The sequence below is a fragment of the Mycobacterium sp. ENV421 genome (genome assembly GCF_002887815.1).
In the GTDB taxonomy this organism is placed as follows: Bacteria; Actinomycetota; Actinomycetes; order Mycobacteriales; family Mycobacteriaceae; genus Mycobacterium.
The window spans coordinates 1-17651 of record NZ_PDHO01000038.1 but is presented as its reverse complement, the minus strand read 5'-3'; the positions used below and the strand labels follow the sequence as shown (position 1 = coordinate 17651).

Genomic DNA, 17651 nt, shown 5'->3' with positions numbered 1-17651 from the left:
TCTCGGGGGTCAGGTGGATCAGAATTATCCTGAACAGCACTCGTCGAGGGTTCCATTTCTTGCCGTTCCCTCAAACCGTCACGAGCTGCATCAGCTTGGTGTAGTCGGTGATGACGTCGTATTTGATGTCCTCGCCGTTCTTTTCGTTCAGCGCCGCGAAGAACTTCTTGGCGCATTCGATCTTCGCGTCCTCGACTCCCTTGAGCTGAAGTGACGAGAGTGAGCCCTTGGTTTCGGCGACGAAGTAGATGTGCTTGACGGTTCCCTCGGTGAAGGCGATAGCCCAGTCAGGGTTGTAGTCACCGACCGGGGTTGGGATGAAAAATCCGCGTGGCAGCTTGGCGTAGACGGCGACCTCGTTGCTGGTATCGAGTTCGGTGACGAAATCGCGCTCCACCTTGGAATCGGTGACGACGTAGTCGTAGATGTGTTTCGTCAGCTTATTTCCGCTGTTGGCGAAGTCCTGCTTAGTCTGATTCTCCGTGAAAATCGCTGTGTCGAAACGGTCTTCAAGGGCGTCGTAGGACAAGTGCTCGATGACGGCGCTGGCCTTCTGCTCGTTGACGAGCCGAGCGGCCTCGGTGATGAATTGCTCCGGATTGAGCCGGAACTTGGCGAACGTCTCAGGCGTGACCCCCGAAAGTATCGCTGCCGCGGTACGTCGGGTGAGTTGGGTCTTCTCAGTAACCTCGCCAAGCAAGTCGTATTTGACCTGCGACCCAGCGGAGGCCGTCTCGGTGTGGGTGGCCGTGCTCGATACGCCGAACCCGACGCCTGTGGAGAGGTCGTCGGCGTCGAGGGAGTCGTTCTGGGTGCCAGCTTGGACGACGTACTGCATGGCAGCCACGTTGAGGTGTTTGTCGAGCGCGTGGATGCACTTAAGGATTAGTTCGGCGGAGTCGAATTCGACTTGGTAGACGGCCCTGTGGTTTATCCGGCTCCAGAGAGCCTGGAATTCCTTCTTGGCGAAGTTGACCTCGTTCAGTGGAATTTTCTTGCCCTTGCGGTTGTCAGCCGGAACAGGCAGGTTCTGGTCGAGCGAGTCGACCAACGGCAAGAGGTACTTGATCATCGGCATCAAGGCCTCGGATGAAGGCTCAGCAAGTGCGCCAGTCTCCTTTGCAGTTTTGTATGCCTCGGAGAGTGTGTCATCGTCATTGAGGTAGTCGTTCTTGATGAGATATTTGTAGAGCGCGAGTGCGAGCGCTTCCTCAACTATGGACTCGCCATCTTCGGTCTGGATCGTCTTTCCGGCGAAGAACTTAACGCTTGCTTTGCGGGGGCGCGCAGCGAGAGTGTCTGCGATTTCCTTCTGCAGCCCGGCCACGAAGTCGGTGTAGGACTCGTCGGTGACGACGGTCAGTTCGTTGATGTCGTGCACGGTGACGGGGTTGTCCATGCGCTCACCGTGTTGGTCGACGGCCAGGCGCAGACCACGTCCGATTTCCTGCCGCCGGGAGACTGTGTTGTCGCTCTTCTTGAGCATGCCCATCACGAAGACGTTGGGGTTGTCCCAGCCTTCACGAAGGGCGGAGTGGGAGAAGATGAACCGGACAGGCTCGGCGAACGACAGCAGGCGTTCCTTGTCTTTGAGGATCAGGTCGTAGGCGTCGACATCTGTCGACTGGCCCACTTCGTCTCCGCGCTTGGCTACGGTGGGATCGACTTGGCGCTTGGTCTTCTTGTCGATGGAAAAGTAGCCCTCGTGCACCGCACGCACGGCGTCGCGGCGCAGGTACTCCTGGTATGCCGCGGTTGCAGCGTCGAGTTGGAGCTCACCAAGGATCTCGTCGACGATCGTGACGTATTCCTCTTCGAAAACCCGCGCGTAATCGCCGAGGGTGTCCTCGCGGTCGTAGTTACGGTACTTGGCGACTTCGTCGATGAAGAACAACGAAAGCACCTTGATGCCCTGCGTGAACAGTCCGCGTTCCCGGTCGAGGTGCGCCCGGATCACCTCACGAATCTGGATGCGGCGCTTGGTTTCCTCGGTGATGTCGCGGCCTGCGAGCTGGCCGGCGACAACGACGTCGCCATTGCTGAGTTCGATGACATCGCGGTTGGCATCGATGTCCGTAATGAAGAGGCCCTTGTAGGCCTCAATTCCGTTGGCAATGTCATAGAGGTTGGCGCCCACTTCTACGCGCTTGACTTGGCGTGTGATTGGACCGCCCTTGGTCTGGACCTCGACCTCCACGCGGGCACGCGGATTCGCGCCCTTGGCTATCTCGACTGCGTCGAGATATAGGTACGCCGTTGACCCGGCCAGCCCCTTAACCGTGATGCCTCGCACCGAGATCCGCTTGACCAACTTCTGATTGTAGGCATCGACTGCATCTAGGCGATGGACCTTGGTGTGCTCGACCTTGTGAGTTGCTGAGTACCGCAACACCATGAGTGCGTTGAACCGTGACAATGACTCTAATGCCTTTGGCGCACTGATCTTTTGTGGCTCGTCGATGATTACAATAGGCCGGTTCGCGCTGATGACGTCAATGGGACGCCGCGACTGGAAGTCGTCGAGTACCTCGTAGATTCGGAGGTTGTCCTTGCTCGTCGAATTGAACGCCTGAATGTTGATGATCATCACCTGCACTCCTGCGTCCGAGCTGAACAGCTCCACCTCATGGAGTTGGGATGAGCTATAGATGAAAGGTCGAGGCCTGCGGCCGTATGTCTGCTGAAAATGTTCGGCCGTCACATGGAACGACTTCTTCACGCCCTCTCGGATCGCGACAGACGGGACAACGATGATGAACTTGGACCAGCCGTAACGCTTATTCAATTCCATGATCGTCTTGATGTAGACGTACGTCTTGCCGGTGCCGGTCTCCATCTCGACGTCGAGATTCGGAGAACCCGGAGCGGCCTTGCTGTCCACCAGCCTGTCCGAGAGAGGCAGGTTTCGAGACCGTTGGACCTGCTGAACGTTGTCCAGCCGCTGTGTTGGCGTCAGCGCAATCTCGGCATTGCGCAGGCCCGAGTCCGGGCTCGCGCTCGTCTCAAACAGTGTCGGATCCGCGGCTGGCTTTGCCTTGCCCGGATCGATCCGGTAGGAGATGCCGTCATGCTTCGGCTGCCCGGCGAATGCCTCGACAACCGCATCGACCGCATCGGTTTGAAACTGCTGGACCTTGAATTGGAGTTTCATCGACGTCAGATGGCTTTCACGTCGGTCGATGGGGAGATCTCACGGAAGATCTGCTCCGCATTGATCCGAGCGTCATCAGAGACGAAGCCAGAGTCGCGGAACACCGCTCGCAGCGGATCACGCTTCGCGATGGCGCGCACCAACTCTGGGGTTACTTCCGGATCAAAGCAGGCGATGAGTGCATCGTCATCGACAACGAAGACTTCGTGCCCTTCTACGGTCTCGACCGTGACCGGCATGGTCAACTCAAGACCCCAGTCCAACAGCACCTGGAACAGCAGATCCTCGCCGGATCGGCTAGGTTTCACGCTGGACTCAAGCTCAGTGAGCGCTTGCTGGGCGGTCTCATCTGGGGTTCGCAGAACGTCGGCCATGTTGGTTGTGTCGACCCGCAGTGTTCTGAATCCGACATCTAGCTTTGAAGCTCCGAGCCCTGACTTCTCCACGAGATGCGTGCCAACGCGGCGGATTCGCTCACGCGATGTCTCGGCGATGTTCGAAAACCCTAGGGAACGCGCCAATGAGTTCTCGCCGTACTGCTCCGGGAGTTGCACAAGCACGACCTGACGGTTCTCACCATCCTCAGCATTCAGTTGCCACACTGCATCGGCGGTGGTGCCGGAACCTGCGAAGAAGTCGAGCACTGCATCGCCATCACGCACGTTTGCCACGTAGCAGAGGTGTCGGATCAGCGCAGTGGGCTTTGGCGTATCGAAGACGTTGCCCTCGGGGAAAAGCGCGTTGACCTCCCGCGTTGCCGCCTGATTGTCGCCTACGAGGGATCGCAGCAACAACGTCTGCGGACGTACGCCCTGCTGATTCTCCGATAGAAACGCCTTGAGCCGGGGAAAGTTTGTGCCCTTTTCCCCCCACCAAATTCGGTCCTCCCCAACGAGTCGCTCCATCGACGATCGGTCAAAAATCCAGGTGCGATTCGCGGATGGTTGCACGTTCTCTCCGCTGTGCGGGTTTTGCAGGGGGTAGTAGAGGTTCGGGCGCTCCTTCGCCGTCTTGTTGATCGTGAGATCGCTGGAGGACCACAAACCTCTCGGGTCGTTGTCCGGGTTCTTATAGCGTTCAAGCTGCTCATCTCCCATCGGTATGAGACGCGCAAGCCAACCGGAGGTGTCCTTCCGGTCCGAAGGATGTCGTCGTGAGTACGCGAGGATGTGGTCGTGCGTTGCCGAGATATTGGTGGCATCGCGTTGTGGCGACTGCTTCCTCTGCCAGACGAACGCCGCTTCGAAGTTGCTTGCACCAAAGACTTCGTCGCAGAGCTTCCTGAGATTTGCAACCTCGTGGTCATCGATACTGATCATTATTACGCCGTCGGCAGCCAAGAGGTCGCGTGCGAGCCGTAGCCGCGGATACATCATGCTGAGCCAATCACTATGGAATCGACCGTTCGCCTCGGTGTTTGCCACCAAGCGCATGCTGTCGGCATCGATCTGACCTGACTTCTTGAGATACTCGATCGTGCTTTCCGAAAAGTCGTCGTCATAGACGAAGTCGTTTCCCGTGTTGTATGGCGGGTCGATGTAGATGAGTTTGAACTTGCCCAGGTATGACTCCTGGAGCAGTTTGAGCGCGTCGAGGTTATCGCCTTCGATGAACAGATTCTTGGTGCTGTCGAAGTCGACAGACTGCTCACGCACCGGGCGCAGCGTTTTGGCGATCGGTGCGTTCGCAGTGAACGCAGCTGCGCGTTTGCCTGGCCAGTCGAGCTGGTAACGCTCCTGCGGTCCTTCGACGATGTGATCGGAGAGTTCCTGGCGTAGCAGGTCAAAGTTGATTCCCCGCTTGACAACCCTTTCATCTCCGACGACTTCGACCGTCTCGGCGATGACGCTCGGGAACAGCTCAGCCAGCCTCTCAATATTAGATTCGGTCAGATCGGGTGACGTCATGCGAAGTTTCTCCACCGGTTACCTTTGCCGTTCGAGTTCTGCTTGCTTGGTTTTCAGGGTGCGTCTTAGCTCGACCTTGCGGTTGAGTTGTGGCTCGGTGCGAAGCTTCCGTTGTAGCGAAGCGATTTCGCGCTCTAGCTTCCGCACGGTGTCCAGTCTTGCGGCTGCGTCCGATAATTCTTCGCCGGGCCGCGTTGACACCGGAGTGAGCGATTGAACGAGTGCTACGTACAGGGACGACAATGAAATTGCCGTCGGAAGTGGTTGGCGCACATCATTTTCGGTGTGCCAGCTGGTGGTGTAGTACGCACCGAGCTTAGGTGTAGCGGAGGCAATCTGCTTGTGTGTTGCTGTCATGCGGATGCGGCCGTCGACACCGACGATCTCGAAAATGATCGGCGTCTGGACAGCCTTGTCGATGGCCACTAACACGGGTTCGCTAACGTCGTCGCCCTTCGCGGCAATCTGGAAGACCTGAATCTCGGGGACTTCTGGGTTGCCGGCCAGGTTGATCGTGGATTCGGCGAGTTTGTAGGCCCAGGTTATGCGTTGCACCTCGGCGACAAACTTCTCACGCAGCGCGTTGGACACTGGGCCGTGTTCGTAGAACTTGGCCTTGGGGACTGGACGGCCGAACTTGGCGGCCGTCGGCCAACGGTAGAGAATGTCGGTCACGCATTCCCCTCGCCGGCATCGACGATTGCGATGAATGCGATGAGCTCGAAATCATCGAGACCTGCGATCGCCTGGGTAAGCGCCGTTGTGCGTCCGGCCGTGAAGAGACTGTCGATATCGCGTTCCTCGGTGACCTCAACCATCGAATGGATTGCTGTGGTAAGCAATTCGGAGTATCCACCCATCTCTGCGCCTTCGCGGGTGGCGGCGTTGAAGATGCGGGCGACTTCGGTAACGGGTTCGTCGTAGGGGCGACATCCTGTGCGGATCAGGTCTAGCAGGTGTTTGGCCTCGGTGTGGTTGGCGATGACGTTGCCGTCGTTGTCGAGATACACGAGATAGTGCGGGTGCAGCCGGTTGCCGCGGTTGACGCTCTCATCGCCGTTCAGGTTACGCAGAGCGAATAACACGCCCGGATGCAGACCCTTTGTGGGGTCGGCGGGCACGACGGCGTGCAGCCCCTTTGGGGCAGTGGCAAGATCTCCGCACTCCTTGAGGTAACCGAGGAGATCCATCCGGAAGTCGTTAAGACCGAGGTCGGTGATGGAAACGCCGGTACGGACGTCTTCGAGTTCGATGACTTCGTCCTGGAGCTTGCGGAGCTGCTCCTTGCGGAACGCCGCGTCGCCGTCTTCGAGTGTGAGGACATTGTCGTCTGCAGTGCCGGCGAGGTCGGCAATCACCATGCGACTTTCGACGCGTTCCTTGAGGTTGATGTACTCATCGAGAGAGATATCTGGCCAGAAGTTCACAAGTTGGATCTCAGCGTTGGTCGAGCCGATTCGGTCGATGCGGCCAAATCGTTGGATGATCCGCACTGGGTTCCAGTGGATGTCGTAGTTGACGACGTAGTCGCAGTCCTGGAGGTTTTGGCCCTCACTGATCACGTCGGTACCGATCAGCAGGTCGAGTTCTCCGGTCTCCTTGGGCATGGTGAGGTGGCGTTGCTTGGACCTCGGCGAGAAGAGCGTGAGCACCTGCTGGAAGTCGTAGCCGGTGCCCAAGGTCGTTCTCGCGCCGTGGGCACCGCCAGTGACGAGCGCGGTCTGAAGCCCAGCATCGCTAAGCGATGGCGCCAGTTCTCTGTAGAGGTACCCGGCAGTATCGGCGAACGCGGAGAAGATCAGTGCCTTCCGGTTGCCTGGGTTGAAGGGATTGGCGGCCTTGTTCTCGATGAGTCGCTTGAGTGTCTGCAGCTTGCGGTCATGGTCGGGGGTGACCTTGCGCATCTCGTCAAGCAGCTCACGGAGGGTTTCACGGTCATTCCACAAGTCCCGCTGCCAGGATTCCACGTCGATGTCGTCGAGGTCGATCTTGATCTTCTCCCCGAACGAGAGGGCTTCGACGTTAGCGTCGTCCTCGTCGTCGACATCGAGATCGAGGCCAGCGAAGTCAACACCGAGGTCACTCACGGAGCCGGTTCTTGACTCGAGCCGGCTTAGGGTTTTGTCCACTGCCGCTTCGATTTTGGAGAGGGTGAGGCGAAACGCCTCCACCGAACTTTCCAGGCGCTTGAGCAGATTAACGGTCATGAGCTTCTTCAAGCCTTGCTCACGGCCGCGCTGCCCGATATTGGACCGTGCGGTACCGCCCTTGACGTTGTACAAGTCTTCGTACTTGCTGATCCGGCTGGGGAAGACGTAGGCAAGCGGGGTATATACGGCCAGCGTGAGGGCCTGTAGCTGTCCGAAGATTTCGTTGAACGTGGGCACGTTAGGAAGATCGGAGAGTGGCTCCCGGATCGACTCCGGATGGCGCCGCTTGGGGAATGTGCCGATCTCGGTGGTGTCGTAAAACGCCTGAATGTGCTTGCGAGACCGAGCGATTGTTACTGAGTCGAGTAGCTCGAAGAAGTCGAAGTCGAGCATTTGCAGTATTCGGTCTGCCGTGCGCGACTCGGGCGCGAGCTTGGCCCACTCGTTGAAGACACGTTGTGCGTCGCTGAATACCTTCTCGACCGTAGTGGAGAGGTTCAGGTGTTGGGCGAGGTTCTCCGACTCACCTTCGTAGGCGAGTTGGAGCTGGTTTTTCAGGTCGTTGAAGCGATTGTTGACCGGCGTGGCCGAAAGCATGAGAACTTTGGTCTTCACGCCCTCGCGGATGACTTGACGCATGAGCCGTTGGTAGCGGGACTCTTTCTCCTCTGCGTAGTCAGCGTTGCGAAAGTTGTGCGACTCGTCGATGACGACGAGATCGTAGTTACCCCAATTGATTCGATCGAGCCGCAATCCCATCGATTCACCCCTCGTGCGGGAGAGGTCGGTGTGGGCGAGGACGTCGTAGCTGAAGCGGTCGCGGGCGAAGATATTGGTGGTCAGGTTGGCGTTGTAGTTGGTCCAGTTTTCGGCGAGCTTTTTCGGTGCCAGTACAAGAACGGATTTGTTGCGCAGCTCGTAGTACTTGATGACCGCTAACGCGGTGAATGTCTTCCCCAGACCGACACTGTCGGCGAGGATGCACCCGTTGTAGCTCTCCAGCTTGTTAATGATCCCGGTCGCGGCGTCGCGCTGGAAGTTATACAGGCTTTGCCAGACCTGTGTTTCCTGGTAACCGGTGCGATCATTGGGCAGGACGTCCTCGCTGATGTCTTCGAGGAACTCGGAAAACAGGTTGTACAGGATCAAGAAGTAGATCCGGGCCGGTGAGTTCTCCGCGTACACACTCTCAATGTGGTCGTGCACCGTCTGGGTGACGTCTTCAAGCTGATTCGGGTTGTTCCAGATCTGGTCGAACAGGGCGACGTACTGCGTGGCCATCGGCGCATCGTCGAGCTTGGTGACGATGTTCGAGACCGCGTTCCCGCGTTCATAACCAAGATCAGCTGAGGTGAACCCCTGGATCGGTTGGTAGGCAACCCTGTCATCCACGACCGCGAATTGCTGCATAGGCGCACCGGTCCGGTTTGACCGGAATCGGACTTTGCGTCGTACCCAGTCCGCGCACTCTCGCGCGATAGCGCGCTGCGTCAACTGGTTTCGCAACCGAATCTCGAACTGCGATCCGTAGAGCGATGATTCCCCGGTGGTTCCAGTAGGAATAAAGAACTGCCGTCGTTCTTTCGGCAACTGATCGGTGGCATTGGCAGCTACGAACGATGGCGAAGTGAAAACGAACTCAAGCTCCTCGACCCGTTCCAATTCCTTGCGTAACGCCTCGAACGCGAAGATAGAGAACGTCGACGCAGCGATACGCAGCTTGGAACCCTGGCGCACCTCGGCCTTGAGATCGTCACCAAGGAGTTCGTTGACGTTGTCGATAATGCGCATGGTCAGCCCGTTACGGTGTCGTCGTCGGCCGCACCTTCGCGGCGCACCCAGTCGTCGACCTCAGCAGACTGGAACTTCCACAGGCGCCCCACCTTGTGGGCCGGCATGCCCTTGTCTGCGATCCACGTATAAACGGTGTCCTTTGTGACGCCAAGATGGGTCGCGATGTCGTCTGCCGACAGCCATGGCTCAGGCAACGGAAGAGACCTCCTCGCATCGACACGTGGCGTGGACGGGAAGAGCCTAGCGGGGAGAAACCCGGTTTAGGCGGGTTTTGACGGGGTGAACCGGATGATACCGGCTGTGCACTGGCTCGACCCTGCTCATCTAGACTTGATCGACCACCGTCAGCCCCGGTTCAGGAGTGAGTTCGCCCGTAGTCACCACCGTCTGCGTGTTGGCCGATCATGTATGGGCGTGACCGTGCCAGTCGGGGTCTCGCCCTGGATTGCCCGAAGCTGCGCGCTGAGTTCCGCAATTACCGTGACGGCAGCCTGGTTTCTGCGTTCGAGATCGGTGTTGCGTTGACGCATCGTGGCGACGCTCTGCTTTAGCTTGGAGATTGCTTCCTGCAGTTCGACGATCTGGGAGTCTCGGGGCGCGGCCTGTGTGCCGACAGCGATGTCCCAGTCGGCGGTGACCGCCTCGGCGCGGTTCATGGTGGCCCTGCTGACACCGGCCTCAGTGTGCAGATTGGCCTTGGTGAGCCGCCCGTCGGTCCGTTTCGGCTGGCCAGCGAGGAGTCGCTTCATGGCGTCCCGGAGCTTCTTCTCCGTGGCTGGACTCACCGTGGTCATTTGGGCTCTTGCTGGGTGACACGGCGGACGTCGGCGAGCTGGGTTTCGAGGCGTCGGCGGTGGACGTCGGCGATCTTCTTGTCCTTGAGTCTCTCGGTGAGGTCTGCTTCCTCGTGCTGCCAGATGGGCAGGTGCTTGTCGGTGATGACTGAGTTCCGGCAGGTGGCGGGTTGGCACATACTCGGGATGGGACCGCCGGCTTTCGCCGCAGCGGATGCGCCTTCCAGGCAGAACGCTCTGCTGGGGTCACCGAGGCAGTGGTTGAGGGTACCCAGGCGGATGGTGGCGAACTCATCGCGCAGCAGGTTTCGCAGCATGCGTTCATTGCCCACAGCGACCGTGGTCTCCGCATGGTCGGTCACCCTCGAAAGGCTGTTGACGAATGCGGTGGCGGCTGGGCCTCGCGCTGCTCTTTCGCCGCCTGCGTGTCGCGCCCAATCGGCAACGAGCTCTCCGGCGGCGGCTTCCTTGGCGTGGTGGTCGAACTCCTTGGCCCACTCTGGTGTTGGTGCCGCGTAGCCGCTGGTGGTCGCGTTAGCCAGTGCCCGTGTGGCGTTGTGCTTGAGCGTGATCCCGAGTGCGATCTCGCCGTCAGGTTCGTTGGCAGTGATAACAGCCATGGTGCGGCGAAACATGTGCGGCGCCAACGCTGTAGTTGGAATCGGCTCTAGGCCGTTATGGGGCGAGTGATCGTTCACCCAGTTGATGAATGAACGGATCTGTTCGTGTTGGTCAAATCCGGCGAGGTCACGGTTGATGCCGGCGCGGAGGCTGCCGAACAGCCTGCCTGGGTCGCGCGTAATGCGTTCCGCGACTTCGAGGGCGCGGACGACCGGTGGGCTTACCCACCAGCGCTGCGGTGTACCCGCACCTATCTGGCCTTTGTGCAGGATGCTGGTCACCGCTGGGGCGCCGTAATGGGTGCCGACGGCTCCAGTGGCGATTCCTTGGACTTCACTGTCGCGCATCATCGTCATGATCGTCACGAAAATATAAGCGGCATTGCGGATTTGGGTGAGTTCTTTGCTCACGATGACCCGGTCGAATCCGCTGATCCACGGCCCGCGCGTCGCGTTAGGTCGGTCAACGATGGCGGCTTGAGTGCTGGAGTATCCGAACTTGGTGGGCACACCGGAGGCGATCGCGTCGCGTACTCGTTGTCGTCGGGCTGGCCCTGGACCGGTGTAGAAGGTTGTTGAATGTATGCGTGGTGTGGTGCATAGCGCCAGGCCGTCCCAATTGATCTCACCGGCTCGCCCACGTCCGAGCGTGTAGATGTGCAGTGGAATGAAACTGCCGGGTGATCCGAGCCAGGCGTCGATCGCTCCGTCGACCGATTGTGCGGCTGGCCGCTTGTCGGGATGTGGGCGGGTATCCAGTGCGTTGATTTCGTCGCGGGCTGCAAGAACGTCAGGGGCGAACACGTCGATGTAGGCCCAGCAGGCGCGGATCAATGGCCAGAATGCGTCCGGGGGGATGACCGGAGTCTTGATCTCTCCCGAGCTGCCCGTCTTGGAAGGACCCACATGCACCCGCAGACCACCGTTTTGCATCAGCGGCCCAAAAGCCACAAGGTGACGTAGAAGATCCTGCGCTGATTTCTCTGCGGTCGGTGCGCGGGTGGCGCGAACCGACGTGAGATATGCCTCGCTGTGGTTATCGGTCCACCGCGACAGGTCTGCAGTGAAGGCGCGGGTTTCGGCCCATTTGGCGAGGTATCGGATCTCGACAAGCACGTGCTGAATCGACTTGGTCTTATACGGCCGGTTTGACCGGTAGACGTGTGCCTCTCGGAGGGCGGCGTGGGCTGGTTGCAGCATGGCCATTGCCAGCGTTTTAGCTATCGGCACCCAGTCGTCGGGGAGGTCGTCGAATCGCAGTTGTGCGCGATATGGGCTCAGGTTGGGGGCGACTCCGGCTGCGGTCAGGTCCCATCGGGGCATGTCGCCGAATCGCGGTTCGGGGCCGGGTGCGACGCGGCGTGTTTCAGGAATAACGGATTCCTTCGGGGCGAATGGTGGATCCCAAGCCGGAATCGGCGAAGCGAGGTCGCTGGTCATTGTTCGGCTCGCTGTCCGAGAGGTCGGTGCAGTTCTGCGCTTTGTTTCCGGGCGAACTCGATCTGATCGTGGGGGAACTCGGCCAGCAACGCATCGAGGTTGATGCGTTGCTGGCCGTAGACCTCGCTGAACTGTATTGGGGTAATGGTCTTTTCGATGTCATCGAGCACCTCGCGGTATACGGTGAGGCGCGGCAGATGATCGCGGAAGATGACGGCATTGCGGCATTGAAGGCACATTGACGGCGATGCGTGGCACAGCAAACCTGGTCGGCCGAAGGGCGCATCGTAGGGATCTCGACACGCCGATAGTGTCAGTTGCTGCTCCGCTGGGGATTCGGCGGCCACCGACGTTGCGAGCGCGGCGACACCGGAGTCGTATGCGTCGGCGGCAATGTCGGCGGCCTGCGCGTCGATGAATGTCGGTCCAAGGTTGGCGCGGTCAAGGACTTTGCGCTGGGCGCGCAGCACCGTCTGCGCAGCGATGGTGTGAATCGTTGTGGTCTGGGCATAGTGGCCCCGGAAGACTTCGACCGAGTGGTCGTCGCCGGCCGCGCCGTTGAGAGTGCCGAGCAACGCGGCCCGCGCGCTCTTCACCGTCTTGCGCAGCCTACGCATGTCGTGCGGTTCGCTGATTGATAGTCCACAGCGTTCGATCAGCTTGTTGAGCGAATTGGTTCGTCCGAAATATCTGGCGCGGATGAAGTATTGAGGGTATTCGCCGTCGCGCCGGTCCCGTACTGAGCGAACCCCTGCTACCCAGAACAGCGGTTCGTCGGGAGTGAGCGAGTGTGCGTGCTGCATCGCGTGCGCGGCGCGCCGAATGAGATCGCCAGCCTTCCATCCGCCCGACGGCTGGTCCGCCGCGGACAGGGTGTGCCAACGGATTCGCTGAGCCCGTAGCTTGGTTGCGCGGACACGGACGGATGAGTCACCGAACTCGATGTCCGTGCGCAGCAGCCGGCCGCTCTCTTCAGGCGCCCACCCCGTTTGTAGGTGGAGCAGCACTCTAATGGCGAGAAGGTATTCCTCCTCTGGCGCGAGGTATGCGCCCACGGCCGTCATCAGCGGGCGAGCCTTCAAACGGGCATCGCGGTTGACTCCTGATTCTTGGTCGACGTCACATCCGTTCAGCGCTCGACGCGGCCCGGCCAGATGAACCTGGAAGGATTCTTCGAAGGGCAGGTTCCGTAGAGCCCATACGAGGTTTTCCATTCGGTTCCAGCCGTGGCGGCGGGGATCCCTCCCGGCCCGCAGCAGAGCGTTACCGCGAGCAAGGCGTTCTTCGGTGTCGCGCACGATCGTTCGGCATGCCTGCTCTAGCTGGAGTCGTTCGTCGTTGCTGAACTCGTCGAGCGGCAAGCCCTCCCATAAGCTGCCGTCCAAGACCCATCCGCTGGCCCAGTCCACGAGCACACCGTCGAACACCCCATGCGATTGGAGATATCGGGCGACGTGGTTGCGTAACTCCATCCCGAGGTCTTTCGCGTGCACGCTGGGCGGCGGGAAACGTAAGACCATCGCTGATTCCCAGTCGTGCAGTCGTCGCGCGACCTCCGCGCCGTCGCCGGACAAGGTGAGAAATCGGTCGGCGCGGTCGGTCAAGAATTCGCCGACCCTTCTGATGACTCCGCCTTGACGAGAGATTGTGCCGGGGGTGAGGTCCAGGTTCTCGGCGCTCTCCTTCCACGCGTCGGCGAGCTCGGCGACGAGTCGCGTGGCCACATAGTCACTCGGCCTAATGCGTGCGGACTTCATCGGCCCGCCGGGCGGGAAGAGCACAATCCGCGGTTCGCAGTCAGGGGGTGTCACGAAGACTGCGCCTCGAGTTCATCCAGGACGTAGCTGGCATAGTCGCGGGTGTTGTCACTCCAGGAATCAAACGCCCGCTGGATCAGCTCATCTGACTCATCGACGTACCTGAGGTAGACCATCGTCGTGGACGGGCTGGCATGCCCGAGCAGGCGCTGCAGCGTCAAGAGTGGGTTGTGGACGATGTGTTCGCTGATGGTGCCGAATCCTGTTCTGCGCCGGGACCGTTCGAATTGTGCCGCGCGTCGCTGCAGGCTGCGCAGCATGACCACAGCGAATGTATGTCTCAGGTCATGTGGTGTGACCGCGGGAGGCATGGTGGGCGTCGCGTTCGCGAACATGGCGAGGCGGTCGTTGGCGTCCTCGAAGTATTGATGCCAGCGCCGCTGCGACGGCGGGTGGCCGCCCTTGCCCACAAATAGCGACAAGGGCTCGATGGAGCCAGCCTCGTCGATTCTGACCAGGAGACGGCGCACGTCGGGAGGGATCACCGCGAACTCCTCGCGCTTGTCGAGCCCATGGTGACGGTATGTGATCTTGCCCGCGGCCGCGTCGATATGGCTGACTACAGCCAGCGTCTGCAGCTTGCGCTGCAGAGCGTTCTGAGCTTTGCGGACAAGGGATTTACGTTCTGTGCCGCGGTATAGATCAACAGCTTTCACTGTCGATGACGGAACGTAGACCCGCCGATGCCGCGCGTTCTTCGCACACGCTTCCAGCACCAGCGAAGCGCCGCCATCAGAAGAAGGGATCTCGGCATCCAGCAGCGTGGACCACTCGGTGAGCCGCATGCCGGTGGTTAAGGCCAGGTCGACCGCGCACACGTTCCGGACGGTCGATTGGCCACGATAGGACCGGTCCAGCTCCCCTGAGGGCCGCTCTCCACCAAAGCCGATGTCGCGTAGGGCAAGCCATTGCGCGTGTGAGAGTGCTCGGACGTCCATCTCCGTGCGGGGCGTCCTGGGAGTGACAACCGATCTGCTCCCGACTTGAATCCACGGCAGGCTGTCGCGCTGTCCAGTCTCGTACAGGTAAGTAAACAAGGCGCGAATGACGACAAGGTGTCGCGACCAGGACCTCGCCGACACGCCTTCGCCCAGACGGTGATTACGGAAGTCGACGAGGTCTCGCTCGCAGACATCCAGCACCCCAACCCCTCTCGCGTCTAAGAACCGTCCGAACTCCAACGCATCGCGGGCGTAGGCGTATATCGAGTTCTTCCGTAGGTTCTGGCTGTAAAGCCGCAGGAACGTGCACCACGGCTCCAGCGGCCGCATGCTGTCGTCCACAAAGATCGGCGTGCCGTCCTGGACGATCGGAGAACCACCTGCGTCGAGAGGGTCATATTCGTCGTCGCGTAAGAGGTTCCAATCCGCGTAGTAGAGCTCCACTGCCGTTACCTCGTCCAGCCCGCGAGATGGGCTCGTCGTTCGGCTATGTCGTCGAACCCCACCTGCTTCCAACCCTCGCGGTACAGCGAGGCTTCGGCGTGCAGCCATTTCCACCGGCGTGAGTCGATGAGCTGGCCGAACTGGTACATGCGAAACTCGATGACGTCGGCCCGCGCTTCGAACTGTTGGGACCATTTGTGAATTTCATTGCAGAAGCGTTCGTATGTGGCCGCCTTCTCCTCGGAATAGTCGCGGCCGGTGAGTGTGAAGACCGCTGCGCTGACGCGGGAATCCAGGATCACGGCACTTGGATCTGATGATTCTCGATCGGCGGTGAAGTAAAGGAACTTCGAAAAGAAGGCGGGCCCAAGTCGCGGAACCTTGCCGCGGATTGCTGTGTAGGCGGAACGGATTTCGCCGCGATGGCTGGCTTGAGCTGCTGCGCAAAGGATGTCGTTGAGTCGGCCACGCTCTGCGGCACCGGCGGCGCTCGCGACGATCGTCGGTGTGTTCCGATAGTCGCCCATCACGCCCCACGCAAGAACGTGCCATAGGAAGGACACCCAATCCGCATCGGCGTTCTCCCGAAATTGGGTGGCGAGCGCGAACAATACATCGCGGCTGAGTTCGTCCGAGTCGATCAAAATCCCGTGATCAGCCCACCAGGTGCTCACTTTGACTGGGTCGTCGATCTGGCCGACCCCGCCGAGCACCCGCGACGTCAGCAGGTCGCCAACGGCACTGTCTGCTTCCTGCCACATACAAGAAACCGCCCCTCTGACGTGACGTACCTAGCCATCTGCTTCCGCCCCTCGCAGGCGCGCGTCAGTGCGGACGGTAGCGGCAATCAGAGGGAGCGGTGGTGAGACACGCCCGGGGAGAGCGCATAACAACGTGCGGATCGGGGCACTTCCTGCTCGGCGCCTTCCATCGCCTGCATGAGCAGTGGCAGCGCCACGCCCCCGCACTCGGTCCACGGGAACTAGTCGAAAAGGCCCTCGACGGCATCTACGGGGTCGATATCAACCCGTTCGCTGTGGCGATCGCACGCTTCCGACTTCTCGTTGCGGCGTTGCACGCGGCCGGTGACAGCAGCATAGAAGAGCGCATCGGCTACAAACCACACCTCGCCGCCGGCGACAGCCTGCGGTGGGGTGCTAATCAGCAGCTGTTACCCGAAGACCTTCTCGCGAGCGGACATGCAGTACGCGCAGACACCACCGAGAACGCGGAAGCATTGACTGAGATTTTGCAACGCGAACACGATGTGGTCGTGGGGAACCCGCCGTACATCACGGTGAAGGACGCGGCACTCAACTCGACCTACAGAGACCTATACAAGACCCCGCACCGAAAGTACGCACTGACGGTGCCGTTCATGGAGCTGTTTTTCCGTCTGGCGTGGCCACGTTCAGCCGACCGACCCACAGGGTGGGTAGGACAGATCACCTCAAACGCGTTCATGAAGCGTGAGTTTGGCTCGAAGCTCATCGAAGAGTTCCTGCCCACCGTCGAATTACGAGGAGTGATTGATACTTCCGGCGCTTACATCCCGGGCCACGGAACACCAACCACCATCATCGTTGGTCGGAACCAGCGACCCGCGACGGACACCATCCGTACGGTGCTGGGCATTCGCGGCGAACCAGGACGACCAACTGACGCTGCCAAGGGCCTCGTATGGACGACAATCACGCAGCATATAGACGAGCCGGGTCACGAGGACACCTACATCAGCGTTACGGATCTGCCCCGCAGTTCATTGTCGACCCACCCATGGAGCCTGAGCGGCGGAGGTGCGGTAGAGCTACTCGAACTGGTGAACCGTTCGCAGACAACAACACTGGGCCATAGAGCAGCCCGACTCGGCGTATTCGGTATGACGAACGCAGATGAAGTCATGCTTGCCGATCATCGCTCGTTTGAGCGTCGTCAGGTGCCAGATGACATGGTGCGCGCACTTACGCTTGGCGATGAGATTCGAGACTGGAACATCGATGGACAAACATGGTCGATCTTCCCCTACGGTCCACCGCCGCTGTACACCAAGTTAGTGCCGTCGTCTTACGCTGAACGTTGGCTTTGGCCCTGCCGCACGGTGCTCGGCAACCGCGCTACCTTCGGTAAGCAAACGTATTTCGAGGAGGGGCGACCCTGGTACGAGTGGCACCAGCTGACTCGTGACCCAAGCGCATCGATCTTGACGATCACTTTCGCCTTCGTCGCTACGCACAATCACTTCGTCCTTGATCGCGGCGGCAAGGTCTTCAAGCAGTCGGCGCCAGTGATCAAGCTGCCTGAAGGCGCGTCGGTCGAGGATCATCTGCGGCTGCTCGGGGTGCTCAACTCGTCGGTGGCGTGCTTCTGGCTCAAGCAGAACAGCTACCCGAAGGGCGGCGACCCGATCGGGCAAGACGGAGCTCGTGTTAGCGCCGAGAGTTGGAGTGATCGCTACGAGTTCACCGGAACGACGCTGCAGGACTTCCCGCTCCCTGCATCCACGCCGGTCGACCGCGCGAAGGTTCTCGATGGCCTAGCTGTACTCGGCCATTAGGTTGGTCGCAGTCGGCTGATGGGGGGTAGGCCTCCGAGT

The 17651-nt window shown here is 60.0% G+C and carries 11 protein-coding genes; 1 reads left to right on the top strand and 10 read right to left on the bottom strand.

All coding sequences use genetic code 11. The features are described from left to right. Positions 1 to 70 precede the first annotated feature (70 nt). The 10 genes from CRM90_RS26400 to CRM90_RS26355 form a co-directional block, all read right to left on the bottom strand. Positions 71 to 3151, bottom strand: coding sequence for a type III restriction-modification system endonuclease (locus CRM90_RS26400; protein ID WP_102809851.1), 3081 nt, complete (start codon positions 3149 to 3151; stop codon positions 71 to 73). Positions 3152 to 3156: 5 nt separating this feature from the next. Further along, positions 3157 to 5058, bottom strand: a complete 1902-nt coding sequence (locus CRM90_RS26395) for a site-specific DNA-methyltransferase (RefSeq protein ID WP_199190064.1) — start codon at positions 5056 to 5058, stop codon at positions 3157 to 3159. Between the two features lie 18 nt (positions 5059 to 5076). Further along, positions 5077 to 5733, bottom strand: a complete 657-nt coding sequence (locus CRM90_RS26390; RefSeq protein WP_102809849.1) for a DUF4391 domain-containing protein — start codon at positions 5731 to 5733, stop codon at positions 5077 to 5079. Next, positions 5730 to 8999 carry a helicase-related protein gene (locus CRM90_RS26385; protein WP_102809848.1) on the bottom strand — a complete coding sequence of 1090 codons (3270 nt, stop codon included), beginning with the start codon at positions 8997 to 8999 and terminating at the stop codon, positions 5730 to 5732. Before CRM90_RS26385 ends, CRM90_RS26390 begins: the two co-directional genes overlap by 4 nt. A 2-nt stretch (positions 9000 to 9001) precedes the next feature. Next, complete coding sequence (locus tag CRM90_RS26380; RefSeq protein WP_102809847.1) at positions 9002 to 9196, bottom strand: helix-turn-helix domain-containing protein; 195 nt, start codon at positions 9194 to 9196, stop codon at positions 9002 to 9004. Between the two features lie 183 nt (positions 9197 to 9379). Further along, positions 9380 to 9796: a hypothetical protein gene (locus CRM90_RS26375; RefSeq protein ID WP_199190063.1), complete on the bottom strand. Its 417-nt coding sequence runs from the start codon at positions 9794 to 9796 to the stop codon at positions 9380 to 9382. Beyond that, a complete protein-coding gene (locus CRM90_RS26370) occupies positions 9793 to 11856 on the bottom strand; it encodes a hypothetical protein (RefSeq protein ID WP_102809846.1) in 2064 nt (687 codons plus the stop codon). Before CRM90_RS26370 ends, CRM90_RS26375 begins: the two co-directional genes overlap by 4 nt. Further along, complete coding sequence (locus CRM90_RS26365) at positions 11853 to 13580, bottom strand: hypothetical protein (RefSeq protein ID WP_102809845.1); 1728 nt, start codon at positions 13578 to 13580, stop codon at positions 11853 to 11855. The genes CRM90_RS26370 and CRM90_RS26365 overlap by 4 nt, the downstream gene beginning before the upstream one ends. Before the next feature lie 83 nt (positions 13581 to 13663). After that, the gene (locus tag CRM90_RS26360; protein ID WP_233209519.1) at positions 13664 to 15058 is read right to left on the bottom strand and encodes a tyrosine-type recombinase/integrase; all 1395 of its coding nucleotides are present in this window, start codon (positions 15056 to 15058) and stop codon (positions 13664 to 13666) included. A 5-nt stretch (positions 15059 to 15063) separates the two neighbouring features. Beyond that, the gene (locus CRM90_RS26355; protein ID WP_102809844.1) at positions 15064 to 15819 is read right to left on the bottom strand and encodes an 8-oxoguanine DNA glycosylase OGG fold protein; all 756 of its coding nucleotides are present in this window, start codon (positions 15817 to 15819) and stop codon (positions 15064 to 15066) included. A 101-nt stretch (positions 15820 to 15920) separates the two neighbouring features. Here CRM90_RS26355 and pglX point away from each other — a divergent pair, with 101 nt between their 5' ends. Beyond that, positions 15921 to 17612: a BREX-2 system adenine-specific DNA-methyltransferase PglX gene (gene pglX, locus CRM90_RS26350; RefSeq protein WP_233209518.1), complete on the top strand. Its 1692-nt coding sequence runs from the start codon at positions 15921 to 15923 to the stop codon at positions 17610 to 17612. The last annotated feature ends 39 nt before the right edge of the window (positions 17613 to 17651 follow it).